Source organism: Actinomadura sp. 9N215 (genome assembly GCF_044326345.1).
Taxonomy (GTDB): domain Bacteria; phylum Actinomycetota; class Actinomycetes; order Streptosporangiales; family Streptosporangiaceae; genus Spirillospora.
In genome coordinates this window covers 1-20,952 of sequence record NZ_JBIRBA010000057.1, presented here as the reverse complement: position 1 = coordinate 20,952, position 20,952 = coordinate 1, and the positions used below count along the sequence as shown (strand labels likewise).

Sequence of the window (20,952 nt, the reverse complement as noted above, 5' to 3'; positions counted from 1 at the left end):
CCGCCGCCACCCTCGGCAGCCCCGGACAAGCCGCCTACGCCGCCGCCAACGCCTACCTCGACGCCCTCGCCCACCACCGCCACACCCACCACCTCCCCGCACAATCCATCGCCTGGGGACTGTGGCAACACACCAGCACCATGACCGCCCACCTCACCACCACCGACCACCACCGCATCACCCGAACCGGCACCCGGCCCCTCACCACCCCCCACGCCCTCACCCTCCTGGACACCGCCCACACCCACACCCACCCCCACCTCATCGCCGCCAACCTCACCCCCACCCACACACCACAACGCCGCACGGCGGGCACGGGAACGGGACGGTCGGCGGCCGACTGGGCGGAGCAGCTCGCGGCGCTCCCCGTCGAGGACCGCCGGCGGACGCTGATCGACCTGGTGCGGACCCACGCGGCGGCGGTGCTCGGGCATCCCGATCCGGGCCGCCTCGACAGCGAGCGCGGGTTCATCGAGCTGGGCTTCGACTCGCTCACGGCGATCGAGCTGCGCAACGGGCTCGCCGCCGCCACCGGGCTCCGGCTGCCCAACACGCTGATCTTCGACCGGCCCACGATGACCGAGCTGGCCGGACACCTGCTCGCCGAACTGGTCCCGGAGGAGACCGACCCGCTGGCGCCCGTCCTGAAGGAGCTCGACCGGATGGAGCGCACCGTCCTCGCGGCGTGCCGTGACGAGGACGCGGCGGAGGTGCTGGCCGGGCGGCTGCGCTCGGCGCTGTCCCGGCTCGAGGGCCTGCGCGCGCCGAAGGCGGAGGCCGGGTTCGGCGCGGCCACCGCCGACGAGATCTTCACCTTCATCGACCGGAACCTCGGCAGGGGACGATCATGATCGACGAGTTCACGCGCAAGCGGCTGGTGCTGGAGCACTGCCGGCTGCTGAACGAGGCCGACCTGGACGCGCTCCTCGCGCTCTACGAGCCCGACGGCGTCGGGTTCGAGGACCCGGTCGGCTCGGGGAGGCGGCGCGGCCGCGACGCGGTGCGCGCGCACCACGCGGAGGCGCTGGCCGCGCGGGTCCGGCTGGAGCCCGGCGACCCCGTCTCGGGGCAGGACGGGGCGCACGCGATCGTGCCGGTCACGACCGTCATGGACTACCTGCCGCGCGGGCCCGTCCTGGCGGAGCGCGGCTGGCTGGCGGCGCCCGCCGACCCCGCCGGGAAGCGGCTCAGATACGCGTCCATGGTGATGATCCGCACCGGCCCGAACCGGCTCATCCAGGAGCTCACCGCCTTTTGGGGGCGGTCCGACCTGGAGATCGTGGACTGACGCCCTGCAGATCGTGGACTGACACCCCTGGAGGTGGCGATGCCCGACGAGGCGATCCGCAAGCACATCGCGCTGGAGTACAGCCGGCGCATGAACGCCGGGGACGTCGACGCCGTGATGGAGCTGTTCGCGGACGACATCGTCTTCGAGGACCCGGTCGGCGTCGCGCCGATCGTCGGCCTCGCGGCGGTGCGCCGCCACATCGCGTGGTCGATCACGCTCCAGGTCCAGGAGTTCCCCGGCGACCCGGTGGCGGCGATGGACGACCGGCACGTCGCGGTCCAGCAGCACGTCACCGTCTGGTTCCCCGGGCCGCTGACGTTCCGGATCATCGGCGTGATCCAGGTCGGCGAGGACGAGCTGATCCACCGGGCCCAGGCGTTCTGGGGGCTGACCGACACCACCGTCGGCGAGGTGCCGAGGCAGCCGGGCGCCGCCGACTTCGTCGCGGTCACCGAGTACCTGGGGCGGCTCAGCGCCCAGCGGTTCGGGTCCCGCGACCCGACCGGGGACGAGGGCGGTGGCACTCAAGGCGAGCTTAAGCGGAGCTTGTAATCATCACGGCGACGTCGCGCCGGGACCGGCGCGGCGTGCCCTTCCGAAGGGACCGGAGTGTGGCCGACACCAGTCACGCGCACGCGATCGTTCTTGGCGGCAGCATGGCGGGCATGCTGGCCGCGCATGTGCTGGCACGCCATGTGGGAACCGTCACCGTGGTGGAACGCGACGTTCTGCCCGATGGCCCTCATCAGCGCAGAGGGCTGCCCCAGGCGAGACACGTCCATCTGCTGTGGTCCGGCGGGGCCCGCATCATCGAGGAGCTGCTGCCTGGGACCACCGACCGGCTGAAGGCGGCGGGGGCGCGGCTGGCGGGCGTGCACAGGGACATGCTGTCGCTCACCTCGCACGGATGGCAGCACCGATTCGACTCGCCGCAGTTCGCCGTGATGTGCAGCAGGCCGCTGCTGGACTGGGTGATCCGCGACCGGATCTGCACCGAAGGACGGGTCCGGGTCCGGCGGGGCGAAGCCGCCGAGCTGGCCGGGGACGCGCACCGGGTGACCGGCGTCCGCGTCCGCGACGTGACGGACGGGTCGACGGCCGAGCTCGACGCCGACCTGGTCGTCGACGCGACAGGCCGCGGCTCGCGGCTCGGCCAGTGGCTGTCCGCGCTGGGCGCGCCGCCGCTCGACAAGGACGTCGTCGACAGCGGCATGGGCTACTCCACGAGGGTCTTCAAGGCCCCGCCCGGGGCGACGGCCGGATTCCCCGTCGTCAACGTCCTGTCGGACCACCGGGTGGACCCGCCCAGCTGCAACGGGACCGTGTACCCGATCGAGGGCGACCGCTGGATGGTGACGCTGTCCGGCACCCGGGGCACCGAGCTGCCGTCCCGGGAGGAGGAGTTCGTCGAGTACGCGTACCGGCTGCGGCACCCGATCATCGGTGACCTCATCCGCGACGCCGAGCCGCTGACCACCGTGTTCCGCTCCTACAGTGGCATCAACCGGCGGCTGTACCCGGAGCGGCTGGACCGCTGGCCCGACGGCCTGGTGGTGCTCGGCGACTCGCTGGCGGCCTTCAACCCGCTGTACGGGCACGGGATGAGCGCCGCGGCGCGGGCCGCGCGGGCGCTGGACGGCTGGCTCGCCGGCCCGTGGACGGAGCCCGGCGCGGCCCTGGCGGCGCAGCACGCGATCGGCGAGGTCGTGGACGACCCGTGGATCATGGCGACGTCCCGCGACATCTGCTACGCGGGCTGCCGCAACCACTCCACGGACCACCGGCTGACCGAGGGCGCCGACGCGCTGCGCAGCTTCACCGAGATCGTCGCGACGAAGACGATCCGCGCCCCGGCCGTCTCGGCGGTGGTGACCGACGTGACGAGCCTGTCCGCGCCGCAGTCCGAGCTGGGCACCTCCCGGTTCGTGTCGCTGATGCAGCGGGACGCGCTGATGCCGGAGCTGACCGAACCACCGCTGCACCCTGACGAACTGGCCCTCGTGGCCTTGGACCCGGCGAGGAAGGCCGATCTCGGATGACGGACGAGCTGACCGGCGAGGAGAAACTCGTCGACTACCTGAAGTGGACCACGGCCGAGCTGCACGAGGCGCGGGAGCGGCTGCGCGCGGCCGAGGCGGGCGGCGCCGAGCCGATCGCGATCGTGGGCATGGCGTGCCGGTTCCCCGGCGGCGTCCGGACCCCGGCGGAGCTGTGGGACCTGGTCGCCGAGGGGCGCGACGGCGTCTCCAGCTTCCCCACCGACCGCGGCTGGGACATCGAGCGGATCTACAACCCCGACCGGGGCAACGCCGGGACGTCGTACGCGCGGGAGGGCGGCTTCCTGCACGACGCGGCGGAGTTCGACCCCGGGTTCTTCGGCATCAGCTCGCGCGAGGCGCTGGTGACCGATCCGCAGCAGCGGCTCCTGCTGGAGGTCGCGTGGGAGGCCGTGGAGAGCGCGGGCATCGACCCGCGCTCGCTGCGCGGCAGCGCCACCGGCGTCTACACCGGCGTGATGTACCACGACTACACCACCGGGCTTGAGCGGGCGCCCGAGGGCCTTGAGGGGTATCTGGAGAACGGCAACGCGGGCAGCGTCGCGTCGGGGCGGGTCGCGTACACGCTCGGCCTGGAGGGCGCTGCGGTCTCGCTGGACACCGCCTGCTCGTCGGCGCTGGTGGCGATGCACCTGGCCTGCGCCGCGCTGCGGCGGGGCGAGTCGTCGCTGGCGCTGGCGGGCGGCGTCGCGGTCATGTCGACGCCCGCGACGTTCATCACCTCGTCCGCGCTGAACGGGCTGGCGAAGGACGGGCGCTGCAAGCCGTTCTCGGCCGAGGCCGACGGGACGGGCTGGGGCGAGGGCGCGGGCCTGGTGCTGCTGGAGCGGCTGTCGGACGCGCGGCGCAACGGCCACCCGGTGCTCGCGGTGATCCGCGGCTCGGCGGTCAACCAGGACGGCGTGAGCACCGGGCTGACCGCGCCGAACGGTCCCGCGCAGCAGCGGGTGATCCGCCAGGCGCTGGCGGACGCGGGCATCTCCGCGTCCGACGTCGACGCGGTGGAGGCGCACGCGACGGGCACGGCGCTCGGCGACCAGATCGAGGCGCAGGCGCTCCTCGCCACTTACGGGCGGGACCGCGAGGACGGCCGCCCGCTCCGGTTGGGCTCGATCAAGTCGAACATCGGGCACACCCAGGCCGCCGCCGGGGTCGCCGCCGTGATCAAGATGGTGCAGGCGCTGCGCCGGGAGACGCTGCCCGCGAGCCTGCACCTCGACCGTCCCAGCCCGCAGATTGACTGGTCGGCCGGGACGATCGAGCCGCTCACCGAGCCGGTCGGCTGGGCCAGGGACGGCGACCGCCCGCGCCGGGCCGGGGTGTCCTCGTTCAGCAACAGCGGCACCAACGCGCACCTGATCCTCGAGGAGGCCCCCGCCGGGGAGGACACCGAGGTCGCGGACGAGCCGGACGGCGTCGTCCCGTGGGTGCTGTCCGCCCGCTCGCCGGAGGCGCTGCGCGGGCAGGCCGCCGCGCTGGCGGACGCCGATCCGGCGGAGCGGCCGGTGGACGTGGGCTGGTCCCTCACCCGGACCCGCTCGGTGTTCGAGCACCGCGCGGTCGTCATCGGCGAGGGCCGCGACGAACTGCTGGCCGGGGTCCGCGCGCTGGCGGGCGGCGACGCCCACCAGGCGGTGATCGACCCGGGACGCGAGTCCGCCGCCGGGAAGGCGGTGTTCCTGTTCAGCGGCCACGGAAGCCAGCGCGCCGGGATGGGCGCGGGGCTCTACGCGCGGTTCCCCGTCTTCGCCGAGGCGTTCGACGAGGTGTGCGCGCTGCTCGACCCGTCGCTGGACCACCCGCTCAGGCAGGTGGTGTTCGAGGGCCGTCCCGAGGGGCTCCTCGAGGACGCCCGCTACGCCGAGACGGGGTTGTTCGCGTTCCAGGTCGCGCTGGCCAGGCTGCTGAACTCGCTCGGCGTCCGTCCTGACGTGCTGATCGGCCACTCCGTCGGCGAGGTCGCCGCGGCGCACCTCGCCGGGGTGTTCGACCTCCAGGACGCCTGCCGCCTCGTCGCCGCGCGCGCCACGCTGGTCGGCGGCCTGCCGGAGGGCGGCGCGATGGTCGCCGTCGACGCGAGCGAGGAGGAGCTGGCGGACGCGGTCGGCGGGCAGGTCGCCGTCGCCGCGCTCAACGCCCCCGACCGCACGGTCATCTCCGGCCCCGCCGAGGAGGTCGACCGGATCGCCGCGGACTGGACGGCCAAAGGCCGGACCGCCACCCGCCTGAGGATCAGCCACGCGTTCCACTCCCCCCTGGTGGAGCCGGTGCTGGAGGAGTTCCGCCGGGCCGTCGAGAAGCTGACCTTCAACCGGCCGCACACGCAGCTGATCAGCAACCTCAGCGGGCTGCCCGCCGACGAGCAGGTCTCGACGCCGGGCTACTGGGTCCGGCAGCTCCGCGAGCCGGTGCGCTTCCACCCGCCGATCACCTACACCGCCGGTCAGGCGAGGGCGTTCCTGGAGGTCGGGCCCGATCCGGCGCTGTCCGGGCCGGTCAACCGGATCCTCGACGCGTCCGCGACGCGCGGGCCGCTGGTGGTGTCCGCGCTCAACCACGGCCAGGCCGACCTGCGGGCCTTCGCGTTCTCGCTGGCCCGGCTGCACACGACCGGCGTGACCGTGGACTGGACGGGCTGGTTCCCCGCCGACCCGGCTCCCCGGCTCGTCGCGCTGCCCACCTACGCGTTCGAGCGCAGGCGCCTCTGGCTGACGCCGGAGCGCCCGTCCGCCCGCGAGGCCTCCTCGGACGCCGTGTTCTGGGACGCCGTCGACGGCGGCGACACCGAGGCGCTCGCCGGGATGGTCGGCGCCGCGCCCGGTGAGCGGGCCGCGCTGGACGCGGTGCTCCCCGTCCTCGCCTCGTGGCGGCGCCAGCGGAACCGGCGCTACCGGATCGCGTGGAAGGCCGTCGCCGACGTCGTGGCGCCGCGGCTCCAGGGCACCTGGCTTCTGGTCACCGCCAAGGACGAGCGGTTCGACGGGCCCGTCGAGAAGGCGCTGCGCGACCACGGCGCGGACGTCGTCACCGCCGCGCCCGAGGACATCGAGGCGCACGCCGCGGGGCCGTTCGCCGGGGTCCTGGCGCTCCGGACGCCGGGCGGCGGGGCGGCCCTTCCCCGCTTCGACGCGCCGGTGTGGATCGCGACCTGCGGTGCTGTGCAGGCCGCGCGCGCCGACCGCGTCACCGATCCCGTCCAGGCCCGGGCGTGGGCGGCCGTCACGGCGCCGGAGCACGGCCTGGTCGACCTGCCGGAGCGGTTCGACGCCCGCGCGGCGCGCCGCCTCGCCGGCGTCCTGACCGGCGAGACCGGCGCGGACGCGGTCGCCGTGCGGGCGGAGGGCTGCTACGCGCGGCGCCTGCTGCGCGGCCTCACCGCCGACGGGTCCGCCGGGGAGCTGCCGCCGCTCGAAGCGGTGCTGGTGACCGGCGCGGCGTCCGAGCTCGGCGCGCACACGGCGCGCTGGCTCGCCGCCGCGGGCGCCCGCCCGCTGCTCGCCGGTCTCCCCGCATCTGACCCCGCGCTGGCCGAGGAGTTGGGCGCGACCGTGGTCACCGCCGATCTGGCCGACCCGGACGCGCTCGCCGAGGCGGTCGCGTCCCACGCCCTCACCGGCATCGTGCACCTGGCGGCGGACGACGCGCCCGCCGTCGCGGAGAACCTCGCCGCGCTCGCCGAGGAGCACGTGCTGCCCCTCTGCGCGTTCGTCTCGGTGACCGCCGACCCGTTCGGCGGCGACCGGGCCGGGGCGGCCGCCCACCTGGACGCGATCGCCCGGCGGAGCCGGGGACGCGGCGTCCGGGCCGTCTCGGCGACGGTGGACACGGCGGTCCCGGCCCGCGCGGCGGCCGCGCTGCTGCGCGAGGCCGTCGAGCGGGGCGCGGTCTCCGCCGTCATCGCCGACCCGGACTGGGCGGAGCTCACCGCGCGGACCGCCGACCCCGCCGCGGGACGGCTGTTCGCCGACATCGCCGAGTTCCGGCCCGACCGGCGGGACGACGCGTCCAACGGGCACGCCGCCACGTCCGGCGACACGCTCCTCCAGCTGCTCGCCCAGGCCGACGCGGACGAGAGCGTGCGGCTGCTCAGGGACAGCGTGCGCACGGAGGCCACCGACGTGCTGGGCCAGCCGGTCGACGACGACAGCAACTTCATCGAGATGGGCCTGACGTCGCTGACCGCGCTGGAGCTGACCCGCAGGCTGACCGACGCGACCGGGCTCGAGGTGCCGCTCGTCGCCATCGTCGACCACCCCTCCCCCGAGCGGCTCGGCCGGTTCCTCGTCGAGCTGCTCCCGACCGGCTGACGACGAATACGAAAAGGGAGGGCCGGTTTCCCGGCCCTCCCTTTTCGGTGGCGGCTCAGTCGGCGAGCGACGGCATGGCGAGGATCTGCACGACGGCGGCCTTGTACGTGACGCCCGCGGCGAACCCGCACATGAGGATGTGGTCGCCCGGGCCGACCTCGCCCGTGGACAGCAGGTGGTGGAGCGAGAGCACGTGGTCGTTCACCCCGATGTGCCCGATGGTGGAGCCGAAGTCCCAGGTGGACTGGTCCATGGTGAAGCCGAGGACACCGAGGTACGGCTCGACCTCCTCCTCGGCGAGGTTGTGGACGATCACCCGCTTGATGTCGGCGGCCTCGACCTCGGCCTCCTCCAGCGCCCGGTGCATGATCTCGATGTACCGCTGGTGGTGGCGGATGCCCATCGTCCAGCCGATGCCCTCGGCGACCATCTTCTCCTTGAACGCCTCCAGCCGGCTCACGAAGTCCAGGACGCGGCCCACCGTGATGCCCGGCGGCATCATCGGCTCGCCCGCCCGGTACGCCTCCTCCATGTCGGTGAACGAGGCCGTGCAGATCGACAGCAGCCGCGCGAAGCCGGAGTCCTTGGCCAGCACCACGGCGCTGGCGCCGTCGCCGAGCACGACCAGCCCGGTGCCGGGATTCCAGCGTTCCATCAGCGGGGTGCCGAAGTTGTCGGCGCCGACGACCATGGCCGCGCGGCGGTGCGGCTCGGCGCGGAGCGCGCCGACGGCGAGCTCCATGCCGCTGAACATGCCGTTGCAGCCGTGCTTGAGCTCGAACGCCAGCAGGTCGTCGCCCACCAGGTGCTTCTGGAGGTGGTACTGCGGCCCCCAGCCCTCGGGCCCCTGGTACCAGACGTCGGCGTAGACGAGCAGGACGAGTTCGGTCGGGCTCAGCCCGGACGTCTTCAACGCGGCCCGCGCGGCCTCCAGCGCCATGTCCGGGGCCGGCCTGTCCCCGGCCACCGCGGCCGCGGTGAAGCCCAGGTTCGCGACCTTCTCCGCCGGGAAGGCGCCGCGCTCGACGGCCGACCCGACGGTCTCGGTCTCGGGAATGACGGCGCCGATTCCGCTGAGAAAGATATCCCGTACGCGCACGTGTGCCCCTTCTGTCGGACGGCCGACGTCAGCATCGCCCGGCGGCCTTAAGGCCGCCTAACCCGGCGCAGCCAGCGCGGGGTCAGGGCGGGGACCTGGGCGGAGGCCGGGGCGAGAGCCGGACGGGCCGGGCGTCTTGCCCTGACACAAGGGCCGCATTAGCGGGACGGGACAGCATGGGCAGCGCCACAGGTCGTCCGCGAACGCACCAGAGGAGCGACGTGTCCCCGACCTTCGTCGTCAGCACGGGCCGGTGCGGCTCGACCCTGCTGTCGCATCTCCTGAACCTGCATCCCGAGGTGCTCAGCGCCAGCGAGTTCCTCAACGTGGTCACCGAGGGGGGCCGCTCGGACGGCTTCCCGGCGGCGGGAATGGACGGCCGCGAGCTGTGGCGGCGCGCGTCCTCGTCCCATCCCGACGTGGACGGCTACGTCCTCGCCGGGATGCGGGCGGGCGAGATGATCTACCCCTACGAGACGGGCCGCTTCCGCGCCGAGACGGGCATCCCGCTGATCTGCCACTGCCTGCTGCCGATGCTGACGGACGACCCGGACGCCCTCTTCGACCGGCTGGCCGCCGAGGTGCCGGGCTGGCCGCGGCGCGCGGCCGCCGACCAGTACCGGGCGCTGCTCGACCATCTGGCCGGACTGCTCGGACGCCGCGTCGTCGTGGAGCGGTCGGGCGGGTCGCTCAGCCTGATCCCGCAGCTGGCGGAGCGGTATCCCGAGGCCCGCTTCGTGCACATGCACCGCGACGGCGCCGACACCGCGCTGTCGATGAGCAGGCATCCGGCGACGCGGCACGCGCTGCTGACCCAGCGCGCGGCGGCGACGGCGGGGCTGCCCCGCTCGGCGTCGTGGGAACAGATCAGGGCGGCCGCGCCGCCGGAGTTCGACGGGCTGCTCACCGCCCCCTACGACGGCGAGCGGTTCATGGCCTACCCGATCCCGCTGCCGTTCTTCGCCTGGATGTGGAACGCGATGGTCAAGGCCGGGACGGAGGCGCTGGAGCGGCTCCCCGCGCGGCGCTGGACCGGGCTGGCGTACGAGCGGCTCGTGGCCGACCCCGACGCGGAGCTCACGCGGCTCGCCGGGTTCGTCGGCGTGTCCGCGCCGCCGTCCTGGCTGGACGCGGCGCGCGCCCTGATCGACCGGAGCCGGACCGGGTCCGCCGCGGCCAAGCTCGCCCCGGACGCGCTGGCCGCGCTGCGCGCCGCCTGCGAACCGGGCGCCCGGGCCATCGAGGCCCTCGAATCCGCCCACCCGGGCGCGGGCGTTCCCGCGCGCCCCTGAGACGTCGCTCTGAAAGGAAGGACGGCATGTTGCTGGAGAACAAGACCGCCGTGATCTACGGGGCGGGCGGCATGATCGGCGGCAGCGTCGCCCGGGACTTCGCCCGCAACGGGGCGCGGGTCTTCCTGGCCGGCCGCACGCTCGAACCGCTCAAGAAGGTCGCCGACGACATCACCGCCGCCGGCGGCCGCGCCGACGTGGCGGTCGTGGACGCCCTGGACGAGAAGGCCGTGGACGACCACGCCGACGAGATGGCCGCCGAGACCGGCGGCATCGACGTCTCGTTCAACCTCATCTACCGCGGCGACCGGCACGGCACGCCGCTGGCGGAGCTCGCCACCGAGGACTTCCTGCGCCCGCTCACCACCGGGCTCGCCTCGACGTTCATCACCGCCCGCGCCGCCGCCCGGCACATGATCGGGCAGCGCCGCGGGGTGATCCTCTCCATGAACAGCGGCTCGGCGCGGGGCGGCCAGGTGCTGCTGGGCGGCTCGGGCCCGACGGACGCCGCGACCGACACCCTGATCCGCAACCTGGCCGCCGAGCTGGGCCCCGAGGGGATCAGGGTCTTCGGCGTCTGGGCGGCGGGCATCCCGGAGACGATCCAGGCCGAGAAGCTCGCCAAGGTGAACCCGAACCTGGACCTGTTCGCCGACGCCACCGCCACGCGCGACCTGAAGGCCCGGCTCGACCGGATGCGGATGGCCCGCCGGTCCCCCACGCTCGACGAGATCACCGACCTGATCTCGTTCCTGGTCTCCGACCGGGGCGCCCCGTTCACCGGGACGTGCGTCAACGCGACCGGCGGAATGTTCGCCAAGTGAACCCATGGGCCGCGAATCGGGGCGCGGGCGCGAATGGACGCGCGGGCCCTGCCGGAGGCGCGGGGATTAGCGCACCTTTAGCGGCACCTCGAACGATGGTGACCGCGACATTCCGGACGACGTAGGCAACGAAGGGCCCCGGTGAGGACCATGCGAGACGGGAACATCTGGACGCGGCGCACCACGCTCGGCGTCGCCGGAGCCATCACGGGCCTGCTGGCGCTCGGGATCGGCCCGGCGAACGCGCAGCCGTCCGGGCCCGCCAAGCCCCGGAAGCAGGAGCTGCCCCCGCCGCCGCAGGTGCGCGGCCTCGACTTCACGCTCGGGACGTTCGACTGCACGCAGCCGGGCCAGACCAAGCTCGAAGTGACGATGGCCGCCAAGCGCGGGCTGGGCGGCCACTACTACTACAGCGACGTCACCCAGTACATGGCCGCGCCCTACCCCAACGTTTACGGGAAGGGTGTGTACGGCTGGAACCCCGTGGACGGCACGTTCATCATGCAGTACCACGACAACTGGGGTTCGTCCGGCACGGCGTCCTCGCCCGGCTGGCAGGACGGGCACCTGCGGTTCGCCGGGAACCTGCTCCAGGTCCTCAACCCGAACCCGACCGGCACCGCCAAGGGCGTGACGCTCGGCATCAAGGACGACTACCAGGTCATCGACCGCAACCGTTTCACCATCGCGCAGACCGTCACGTCGCCCGACGGGACCAGCAAGAACGGCAACCTGGACTGCCGTCGCCGGTGACGGCCCGGCGGCGCCGACCGCAGCGGAGGCACCGTGACGAACGACGAGACGACGACGCACCGGCTCACGCTGCTGGGCGCCGGGGTGATGGGAGTGGGCATCGCCGCCCTGGCGCTCGGCCACGGCGTGCCCGTCGTGCTCATCGACGTCGACCCGGCCCGGCTCGACAGGGCGCGCGGCGAGATCGACCGGGAGGTGCGGCGCGCCCGGCTGATGGGGGCGCTCCCGGCGGGCCGCGTCCCCGGCGAGCTGCGCACCGGCACGTCGGTGGCCGCCGCCGCGGACTCCACGGCGGTGGTCGAGGCGGTCACCGAGCGGGCCGACCTCAAGGTCAAGGCCCTGACCGAGGCGGCGGCGACGGTGGGCGACGGGGCCCCGCTGATCTCCAACACGTCCTCGATCCCGATCGGTGAGCTGGCCGCTGAGCTGCCCCGCCCCGAGGCGCTGGTCGGCACGCACTTCATGAACCCGCCCTCGCTCATCAGGCAGGTCGAGGTGATCCGCGGGCCGGACACCGGCGAGGCCGCGATGGCCGCGGTGACCGCGCTGCTCGCGGCCATGGAGCGGCGCGCGGTCGTGGTCCGCGACGCCCCCGGCTTCGTGACCAGCAGGGTGCTGCACCCGATGATCAACGACGCGATCCGGGTGCTGGCCGCGGGCACCGCCTCGGCCGCGGCGATCGACACGCTGATGGAGGGCTGCCTCGGCCATCCGATGGGGCCGCTGCGCACCGCCGACCTGATCGGCCTGGACAACCTGGCCGACTCCCTCACCGTGCTCCACGAGCGGACGTCCGACGCCAGGTGCGCGCCCTGCGGGCTGCTGCTGGAGAAGGTGCGGGACGGACATCTCGGCCGCAAGTCCGGCCGGGGCTTCTTCGAGTACACGGAGGCAGGGGCATGACCTCATCCACCGAGCACACCGAAACCACCGGGAAGACCGGGCAGGAGCCCGCGGACGCCGCCGCGATCGAGGCCGACCTGCTGTCGTTCCTGGAGGCCAAGACGAAGGCGCCGGTGGAACCCGACGTCGACCTGTTCGCGTCCGGGGCGGTGTCGTCGATGTTCGCGATGGAGCTGGTGGTGCGGCTCGAACAGTCGTACGGCGTCGCGATCGTCGGCCCCGACCTCGTCCTGGACAACTTCCGCACCGTCCAGCGCATGATCGACCTGGTGCTGCGGCTGAGGAGCGCGGCCGCCGGGGCGCCCGGTGGCTGACCGGCCCGCGCTCGACAAGGCGGTCGCGCTGGTCGGCGAGCTGGTCGGCGACCGGGCGGGCGGCTGGGACGCCGCCGGGCACGTCCCCGGCGAGGTGCTCCGCGGGCTGGGCGCGGCCGGTGTGCTGTGCGCCGAGGTCCCGGGGCGGTCCGGCGGCATCGGGCTGAGCAGCCGCGAGAACGGCGAGCTGACCGCGTACGCGGGGACGCTGTGCGGGTCCGTCCGCAGCGTGATGACGTCGCAGGGCATGGCGGCGTGGATCGTCCAGCGGCTGGCGGACCCCGGCCAGCGCGACGCCCTCCTGCCGGAGCTCACCGGCGGGCGGCTGGCCGCGGTGGGCTTCAGCGAGCCCGGCGCGGGCAGCGACCTCGCGGCGATGACCACCGGCATCCGCGCGGACGGCGACTCCGTCGTCGTGGACGGGCGCAAGGTGTGGGTCACCGGGGCCTGCTACGCCGACCTGCTTGTCGTCTTCGGCCGGTACGAGGGCGAGCGTCACCAGCAGGGCGAGGGCGCGGCGGTGCTGGTGCCCGCCACCGCGCCCGGCGTCACGGTGGAGCGGGTCCCCGACCCGCTGGGCTGCCGCGCGGCGGGACACGCGAACGTCCGGCTGGACGGCGTCGCCGTCCCGGCGGCCAACGTGCTCGGCGGCGGCGGCCGGTCCCTCGCCCTGCTGGTGACGGTCGCCCTCGCCTACGGGCGCATCTCCGTGGCCTGGGGGTGCGTGGGGATTCTGCGCGCGTGCCTGCGCGCGGCGGCCGAGCACGCCGCGACGAGGGAGCAGTTCGGCCGCCGGCTGGCCGACCACCAGCTCGTCGCGCGGCACCTGGCCGACCTGCTGGCCGCGGAGCGGATCGCGACCGGCGCCTGCGAGCGGGCCAGCGACGGCTGGGACGCCGGGTCGCCCGACCTGGTCGCCGACACGGTCCTCGCCAAGTACGTCAGCGCCGGGCACGCCGCGCGCGGCGCCGCGTCCGCGGTCCAGGTGCTGGCCTCGGCGGGCGCCCACGACCAGCACGTGGTCGCGCGCGCGTACCGGGACGCCAAGCTCATGGAGATCATCGAGGGCAGCTCCGAGATCTGCCAGCTGATCCTGGCCGAGCGCGCCCTGGACCGCCCCGCGTGACCCACGAACGGAGGACCTGATGGGATCGCCCGCTCTGGTGAAGTGCCTGGTGTGGGATCTGGACAACACGCTCTGGGACGGGACCCTGCTGGAGGACGGCGCCGTCCCGCCGCGCGACGGCGTCGCCGACGTGATCGCCGCGCTGGACGCCCGGGGCATCCTCCAGTCCGTGTCCAGCAAGAACGACCACGACCTCGCGTGGGCGAGGCTGACCGAACTGGGGCTGGCGGAGTACTTCGTGTTCCCCCAGATCGGCTGGGGACGCAAACCGGACGCGGTGATCCGCATCGCCGAGAGGCTCCGGTTCGCGCTCGGCACCATGGCGTTCGTCGACGACACCCCGGCCGAGCGCGCCGAGGTGCGGTTCCACGCGCCCGAGGTGCGCTGCTACACGCCCGAGCAGATACCGGAGCTGGTGAGCCTTCCGGAGTTCAGCCCCGCCACCGTGACCGTGGACGCGCGGCGCCGCCGGACGATGTACCGGGCCGGTTTCGAGCGCGAGGCCGCGCAGGCCGAGTTCGACGGGCCGGACGAGGAGTTCCTGCGCTCGCTCAAGGTGGAGATGCGGATCGCCCGCGCCACCGGCGACCTGCTCTCGCGGGTCGAGGAGCTGACGCTGCGCACCAGCCAGATGAACGCGACGGGCGTGCACTACTCCGACGCCGAGCTGCGCGGCCTGCTCGCCGACCCGCGCCACGAGGTCCTGGTCACCACGGTCTCGGACCGGTTCGGCCCGTACGGCGCAGTCGGCGTCCTGCTGCTGGAGCGGCACGGGCCGGTGTGGCATCTCAAGCTGCTCGCCACGTCCTGCCGGGTCGTGTCGCTCGGCGCGGGATCGGCGATCCTGGGCTGGCTGTCGGGCCAGGCGGCCCGCGCGGGCGTGCACCTCGTGGCCGACTTCCGGGCGACGGAGCGGAACCGGATGATGGAGGTCGCCTACCGGTTCGCCGGGTTCGGCGACGCGGCCTGCGCGTGCCGCGACGCCGTCGCGCCCGCCGCGCCGGAGATCCAGCGGCTGCACCTCACGCCGGTGGAGCAGCCGCCGCCGGCGGCGCTGCGGCTTGAGGCCCCCGACCTCGCGGCGGGGGCCGGACGGGCGCGGCTCAGCCGGACCGCTTCCGCGCCAGGGTGATGCCGTCCGCCATGACCAGCAGGGACACGTCCACTCTCTGGTCGTCGCGGAGCCGCGCGTTGACGGCCCGGATGCCCTCGGTGTCCGGGTCCTTCGCGTCCGGACGCACGACCCGGCCGAAGAACAGCGTGTTGTCCAGCACGATCAGGCCGCCCGGCCGGACGAGGTCGAAGGCCGCCTCGTAGTACGCGAGGTAGTTGGCCTTGTCGGCGTCGACGAAGACCAGGTCGACGCTTCCGGCGCCCAGCTCGGCGAGCAGCGCGGGCAGGGTCTCGGTCGCGTCGCCCACGCGGACGTCGATCCGGTCCGCGACCCCGGCCCGCCGCCAGTACTCGGCGCCGATGTCCGGCCATCGCGCGGTGACGTCCAGCGTGATCAGCCGTCCGTCGGCGGGCAGCGCGCGGGCCAGGCACAGCGTGCTGTACCCGGTGAACGTGCCGACCTCCACCACCAGGCGGGCGGAGGTCAGGCCCGCGAGCAGGGCGAGCAGCTGCCCCTCCTCGGCCATCACCTGCATGGCCGTGCCGGCGGGGAGCGCGGCGGTCGTCTCCCGCAGCTCGCGGAGGATCTCGTCGTCGCGGAGCGACACGTCGCGCACGTAGGTCAGCAGGTCCGGCGAGGCGGCGATCTGGTCGGCCATCGGGTCTCCGTGGTGTCGGTGGGCAGGGTGCCGTCAGTTGGACGGGGTCGGTGGTCAGGCGCGGTCGGTGGTCAGGCGGGGTCGCCGAGCTCGCGGTCCAAGAGCGCGAACATGTCGTCGGCGGACGCGGCGTCCAGGTCCTCCGGGTCCCCGGAGCCCTCGGCGGGTTCGTCCCGCTGCCCCGTGTGCTTCCACAGCAGGGACTGGAGCCGGTTGAGGAGGGCGGCGCGCCCGGGGTCGTCCACCGGGAGGGCGGTGAGGGCGGCGTCGAGGCCGTCGAGACCGGTGAACGCGGGGGCCCCGTCGCCGGAGCCGTCCGCGAGCAGCCGGGGCAGGAGGTGCTCTGCCAGCGCGGCCGGGGTCGGGTAGTCGAAGACGAGCGTGGTGGGCAGGCTCAGCCCGCTGGCGGCGCGGAGCCGGTTCCGCAGCTCGACCGCCGCGAGGGAGTCGAAGCCCAGCTCCTTGAAGGGCCGGTCCGGTCCCACGGCGTCCGCGCCCCGGTGCCGCAGTACCGCCGCGACGTGCCGCCTGACCACGGTCAGGAGGGCCGCGGGCCGCTCCGCCTCGGGCGTCTCCGCGAGCTGCCGCGCCAGCGTGGACCCGGTGTCGGCCTCGTCCCGCCCGGCCGGACGGGCCGCCGGGACGAGGTCGAACAGCCGGGCGGGACGGGCCATCGCGAACAGCGACATGAACCGCTCCCAGTCGACGTCGGCGACGACGAGCGACGGGACCTCCAGGTCGAGCGTCCGGCGCAGCGCGTCCAGGGCGCGGCCTGGGTCGAGCGGCGCGAGCCCCTGGCGCCGCGACAGGTCGGTGTACGGGAGCAGCGCGTCGCCGCCGAGGTCCCACAGTCCGTACGCGATCGACGTCACCGCCCGGCCGTCCGCCCGGCTGCGCTGGGCCAGCGCGTCCAGGTGGGCGTTGGCCGCCGCGTACGCGCCGTGGTCGCGGCTGCCCCAGACCCCCGCGACCGACAGGAGGAACACCACGGTGTCGCCGGGGCCGAGGCCGCAGACCTCGTCCAGGCCGGCCAGGGCGGCCATGTCGTCGCCCAGGTCGGACGGGGTGAGGCCGGTCAGAGGGCGGAGCTCGCCGACCGGGGAGGTGTGGACGATCGTCCGCACGCCGTCCGGGGCGAGGCGGTCGCGGTCCACCACCGACGCCTCGGCGCCGAGCCCGGCCAGCTCGGCGACCAGTTCGGCGGCGCCAGGCGCGTCCGGCCCGGCCGGGTCGAGGACGACGATCCGCTCCGCCCCGTTCGCGGCGAGCCACCGCGCCACGTGCCCGGCCTGGCCGGCGACGGGGCCGGTGACGAGCACGGCGCCGTGCGGCGCCCACTCCCGGCGCGGGGCGCGGCCGCGGGCCGGGGACGGCACCAGCCGCCGCACGAACACCCCGCCGCCGGGGCGCAGCGCCACCTGGTCCTCGCCCGGCGTGCCCGCGAGGACGGCGCCGAGCGCGGCCGCGTCCAGGTCCTCCGGGCGGGGCGGCAGGTCCACGAGGCCGCCCCACAGCCCGGGGTGTTCCAGGGCGGCCACCCTCCCGAGGCCCCAGATCCGGGCCTGCCCCGGGTCGGTGAGCGGGTCGTCGTCGGCGACGGAGACCGCGCCGCGCGTGGCGCACCACAGGCGGGTCTCGGTACCGGCGTCCACGAGCGCCTGGAGGAGGGTCAGCGCGCGGGCGGGGTCCGCGTCCAGCGACAGGACGCCCGCCGGGGCGCGTGAGCGCAGCACGGCGGCCAGGTCCGGGCCCGCCTCGACGCGTTCGACGTCGCCGCCTAGCGCCGCCGAGCAGGCGTCCAGCCAGTCCTCCTCGCCGCCGACGAGCAGCCAGGGGCCGGACGGGGTCCCGGACGGGCCCTGTTCCAGCGGCGTCCATTCGATCCGGTAGCGCCAGGAGTCGGCGGTGGCGCGCGAGTCCGGGACGGGCCCGGCGGGCACCTCGTCGGGCAGCCAGTAGCGTTCGCCCCGGAACGCGTACGTGGGCAGGTCGACCGTGCGGGCGCCGTCGAACCACGCCCGCCAGTCGACGGCCGCCCCGGCGGCGAACGCCTCACCGGCCGACAGCGCCAGCCGGTCGAGGCCGCCCTCGTCGCGGCGGAGCGTCCCCACCGCCCGGACGAGCTCGCTCGTCTCCGTCATCCCGACCGTCAGCACGGGATGGGGGCTGGCCTCGATGAACACCCGGTGCCCGTCGGCGAGCAGCGCCTCGACGGCCGACGCGAACCGCACCGGACGCCGCAGGTTGTCCAGCCAGTAGTCGGCCTCAAGAGCCGACGTCTCCAGGCGCCCGCCGGTCACCGTCGAGTAGAACGCGACGTCGGACGGGACGGCGCGGACGTCCGCGAGCCGCTCGCGGACCTCGTCGGCGATCTGGTCGACCTGCGGGCCGTGGGACGCGTAGTCCACGTCGATCGTCCGGGCGCGCAGGCCCGCCTCCGCGCAGGCGGCGACGGCCTCCGCCACCCGCTCGGGCGGCCCGGACACGACGGTCGAGGACGGGCCGTTCACGGCCGCGACCTCCACCTCGCCGATCCCGTTCCCGTCCAGCAGGGCGCGGACCCGCTCCTCCCCGGCGCCAAGCGAGGCCATCGCCCCCTGCCCGGAGAGTTTGCGCAGCGCGCGGCTGCGCAGCGCGACCACCTTCGCGGCGTCCTCCCGCGTCAGGGCCCCCGCCACGCACGCGGCGGCGAGTTCGCCCTGCGAGTGCCCCACCACGGCGGCGGGGACCACCCCGTACGACCGCCACACCTCGGCCAGCGACACCATGACGGCCCACAGCACGGGCTGGATCACGTCCACCCGGTCCAGGTCGTCCGCCCCCTTGAGGACGCCGGTCAGCGACCAGTCGACATGGGGTGCCAGCGCCCGCTCGCACTCGGCGATCCGCGCCGCGAACACTGGCGACTCCGCGAGCAGCCGCCCGCCCATCCCGGCCCACTGCGATCCCTGGCCGGGGAACACCAGGACGGGCCCCGCCCCCGGCGCGACGGCCGTCCCCGGGAAGACCGACCGCGGGTGCGGCTCGTCGGCCGCCAGGGCGCGCAGCCCTTCCAGCAGGCCGTCGCGGTCGTCGCCGACGACCACGGCGCGGTGGTCGAACGCCGCGCGGGTCGTGCCCAGCGACCAGCCCACGTCGGCGGGGTCCCACTCCGCGCCGTCCAGGGACTCCGCCAGGCGCGCCGCCTGCGCACGGACGCCGCCGGCGGTCCTGGCCGACACCACGAGAGGCACCGGCCCCGCTTGCGGCTCTCTCGCCTGCTCCCCTTCGGCGGGCTCGTCGGCCTGCTCCAGGACGAGATGGGCGTTGGTGCCCGAGATGCCGAAGGACGACACGGCCGCCCGGCGCGGTCTCCCGGTCTCCGGCCAGGGGACCCGCTCGGTGAGGAGCCGCACCGCCCCGGACTCCCAGTCGGCGTGCGGCGTGGGCCGGTCGACATGGCGGACGGCGGGCAGCGACCCGTTCCTGATCGCCATCACCATCTTGATCACCCCGGCCACCCCGGCCGCCGCCTGGGTGTGCCCGATGTTCGACTTGATCGAGCCCAGCCACAGGGGCCGGTCGCGGTTCCGGCCGTAGGCGGCGAGGAGCGCCTGCGCCTCGATGGGGTCGCCGAGGGTGGTGCCGGTGCCGTGCGCCTCGACCGCGTCCACGTGCTCGGCGGGGAGCCGCGCGTCCGCCAGGGCCTGCCGGATCACCCGCTGCTGCGCGAGGTCGTTGGGCGCGGTGAGGCCGTTGCTCGCACCGTCCTGGTTGACGGCCGAACCCCTGATCAGCGCCAGCACGCGGTGGCCGTTGCGGCGCGCGTCCGACAGCCGCTCCAGCAGGACGAGCCCGGCGCCCTCGGAGAATCCGGTGCCGTCCGCCGCCGCCGCGAACGACTTGCACCGCCCGTCCGGGGCGAGGCCGCGCTGCCGGGAGAACTCGACGAACGCGCCCGGCGTGCCGAGCACGGTGACGCCGCCGGCCACGGCCAGGGCGCACTGCCCGGTCCGCAGCGCCTGCCCCGCCAGATGCATCGCCACCAGCGACGACGAGCACGCCGTGTCGACGGTCACCGCGGGCCCCTCGAACCCGAACGTGAACGCCACCCGGCCCGACACGACGCTGGTGAGGTTCCCCGTCGTCGCGTACCCCTCGAACTCGCCGGGGATCCTCGGGACGCCCCTCAGGTAGTCCTGGCTGGACACCCCCGTGTACACGCCGACCGAGCCGCCCTTCAGGGACGACGGGTCGATGCGGGCCCGCTCGACCAGCTCCCAGGCGACCTCCAGCATCACCCTCTGCTGCGGGTCCATCGCCAGCGCCTCGCGCGGGCTGATCCCGAAGAAGTCCGCGTCGAACCGGGGCGCGTCGTGCAGGAACCCGCCCTCGCGGACGTACGACGTGCCCGGGTGGTCGGGGTCGGGATCGAAGAGGCCCTCCAGATCCCATCCCCGGTCGCCGGGGAACTCGCCGATCGCGTCGCCGTCGGAGGCGACCAGCTCCCACAGGTCCTCCGGCGACGCCACGCCCCCCGGGTAGCGGCAGGCCATGCCCACCACGGCCAAGGGCTCGTGCTGCCTGTCCTCCACGTCGCGCAGCCGCCGGCGGGTCTGCCCGAGATCGGCCGTCACGCGTTTGAGGTAGTCCCGCAGCTTCTGCTCGTTGCCCGCCATCAGCGTTTCTCTCCGATCAGGAAGAGCCGAGTTCGCGGTCGATGAGCGCGAACATCTCGTCGTCGGACGCGGACAGCAGCGCCTCGCCGTCCACCGCGTTCCGGGCATCGGCCGGACCGTCGCCGGCCAGGCGCCAGAGCAGCTTCTCCAGCCGCTGCGCGAGCCGGGTCCGCTCGCCGTCGTCCGGGGTGAATCCCGCCATCGCCTCCTCCAGCCGTTCCAGCTCGGCCAGGACGGGCGGCGCCGCCCCGTTGGGAGCGATCTCCGCGCCGAGGTGCCCGGCGAGGGCGGCGGCCGTCGGATACGTGAAGGCCAGCGCGGCCGGGAGCCGGAGCCCGGTCGCGGCGGCGAGCCGGTTGCGCAGCTCGACGGCCGTGAGCGAGTCGAAGCCCAGCTCCTTGAACGACGCGTCCGTCCGGACGGCGTCCGGGTCGGCGTGGCCCAGCACCGCCGCCGCGCTGCTCCGCACCAAGTCGAGCAGGACGCGGCGGCGGTCGCCGTCCGGGAGCCCGGCCAGCCGGTCGGCGAGGCCGGACGCGGCGGCGGCGGTCGCCGT

Annotated in this window: 16 protein-coding genes; 12 read left to right on the top strand and 4 right to left on the bottom strand. The window is 74.7% G+C overall.

Annotated elements, in window-relative coordinates:
* The 5 genes from ACH34T_RS44155 to ACH34T_RS44135 all read left to right on the top strand — a co-directional run.
* Positions 1–851, top strand: an 851-nt coding sequence (locus ACH34T_RS44155; protein WP_396027011.1) for a KR domain-containing protein, incomplete at its 5' end; no start/stop codon positions are given.
* Positions 848–1,288, top strand: a complete 441-nt coding sequence (locus ACH34T_RS44150; RefSeq protein WP_396027010.1) for a nuclear transport factor 2 family protein — start codon at positions 848–850, stop codon at positions 1,286–1,288. The genes ACH34T_RS44155 and ACH34T_RS44150, both read left to right, overlap by 4 nt.
* A gap of 39 nt (positions 1,289–1,327) precedes the next feature.
* Positions 1,328–1,843, top strand: coding sequence for a nuclear transport factor 2 family protein (locus tag ACH34T_RS44145; RefSeq protein ID WP_396027009.1), 516 nt, complete (start codon positions 1,328–1,330; stop codon positions 1,841–1,843).
* Between the two features lie 59 nt (positions 1,844–1,902).
* Positions 1,903–3,330: an FAD-dependent oxidoreductase gene (locus tag ACH34T_RS44140; protein WP_396027008.1), complete on the top strand. Its 1,428-nt coding sequence runs from the start codon at positions 1,903–1,905 to the stop codon at positions 3,328–3,330.
* Positions 3,327–7,655, top strand: coding sequence for a type I polyketide synthase (locus ACH34T_RS44135; protein WP_396027007.1), 4,329 nt, complete (start codon positions 3,327–3,329; stop codon positions 7,653–7,655). The genes ACH34T_RS44140 and ACH34T_RS44135 overlap by 4 nt, the downstream gene beginning before the upstream one ends.
* Before the next feature lie 55 nt (positions 7,656–7,710).
* Here the strand turns inward: ACH34T_RS44135 and ACH34T_RS44130 are convergent, their stop codons facing one another.
* Positions 7,711–8,754 (bottom strand): ketoacyl-ACP synthase III family protein, encoded by a 1,044-nt coding sequence (locus ACH34T_RS44130; protein WP_396027006.1) that lies wholly within the window; start codon positions 8,752–8,754, stop codon positions 7,711–7,713.
* 221 nt (positions 8,755–8,975) lie between these two features.
* Here ACH34T_RS44130 and ACH34T_RS44125 point away from each other — a divergent pair, with 221 nt between their 5' ends.
* From ACH34T_RS44125 to ACH34T_RS44095, 7 genes are all read left to right on the top strand, one after another.
* Entirely contained in the window at positions 8,976–10,046 is a 1,071-nt protein-coding gene (locus tag ACH34T_RS44125; protein ID WP_396027005.1) for a sulfotransferase, read from the top strand.
* A gap of 26 nt (positions 10,047–10,072) precedes the next feature.
* Positions 10,073–10,870 carry an SDR family NAD(P)-dependent oxidoreductase gene (locus tag ACH34T_RS44120; RefSeq protein ID WP_396027004.1) on the top strand — a complete coding sequence of 266 codons (798 nt, stop codon included), beginning with the start codon at positions 10,073–10,075 and terminating at the stop codon, positions 10,868–10,870.
* 150 nt (positions 10,871–11,020) lie between these two features.
* Positions 11,021–11,623, top strand: coding sequence for a DUF1579 family protein (locus ACH34T_RS44115; protein WP_396027003.1), 603 nt, complete (start codon positions 11,021–11,023; stop codon positions 11,621–11,623).
* 33 nt (positions 11,624–11,656) lie between these two features.
* On the top strand, positions 11,657–12,526 hold the full coding sequence (locus ACH34T_RS44110; protein ID WP_396027002.1) for a 3-hydroxyacyl-CoA dehydrogenase family protein: 870 nt from the start codon (positions 11,657–11,659) through the stop codon (positions 12,524–12,526).
* Entirely contained in the window at positions 12,523–12,840 is a 318-nt protein-coding gene (locus ACH34T_RS44105; RefSeq protein WP_396027001.1) for an acyl carrier protein, read from the top strand. The genes ACH34T_RS44110 and ACH34T_RS44105 overlap by 4 nt, the downstream gene beginning before the upstream one ends.
* Positions 12,833–13,966, top strand: a complete 1,134-nt coding sequence (locus ACH34T_RS44100) for an acyl-CoA dehydrogenase family protein (RefSeq protein ID WP_396027000.1) — start codon at positions 12,833–12,835, stop codon at positions 13,964–13,966. Before ACH34T_RS44105 ends, ACH34T_RS44100 begins: the two co-directional genes overlap by 8 nt.
* Positions 13,967–13,985: 19 nt before the next feature.
* Positions 13,986–15,098, top strand: a complete 1,113-nt coding sequence (locus tag ACH34T_RS44095; RefSeq protein ID WP_396026999.1) for an HAD-IIIC family phosphatase — start codon at positions 13,986–13,988, stop codon at positions 15,096–15,098.
* Here the strand turns inward: ACH34T_RS44095 and ACH34T_RS44090 are convergent.
* The 3 genes from ACH34T_RS44090 to ACH34T_RS44080 all read right to left on the bottom strand — a co-directional run.
* On the bottom strand, positions 15,070–15,738 hold the full coding sequence (locus ACH34T_RS44090; RefSeq protein ID WP_396026998.1) for an O-methyltransferase: 669 nt from the start codon (positions 15,736–15,738) through the stop codon (positions 15,070–15,072). The genes ACH34T_RS44095 and ACH34T_RS44090 overlap by 29 nt on opposite strands.
* A gap of 71 nt (positions 15,739–15,809) precedes the next feature.
* Positions 15,810–20,396, bottom strand: a complete 4,587-nt coding sequence (locus tag ACH34T_RS44085) for an acyltransferase domain-containing protein (protein WP_396026997.1) — start codon at positions 20,394–20,396, stop codon at positions 15,810–15,812.
* Between the two features lie 16 nt (positions 20,397–20,412).
* On the bottom strand, positions 20,413–20,952 hold a 540-nt coding region (locus ACH34T_RS44080), incomplete at its 5' end, for a phosphopantetheine-binding protein (RefSeq protein ID WP_396026996.1).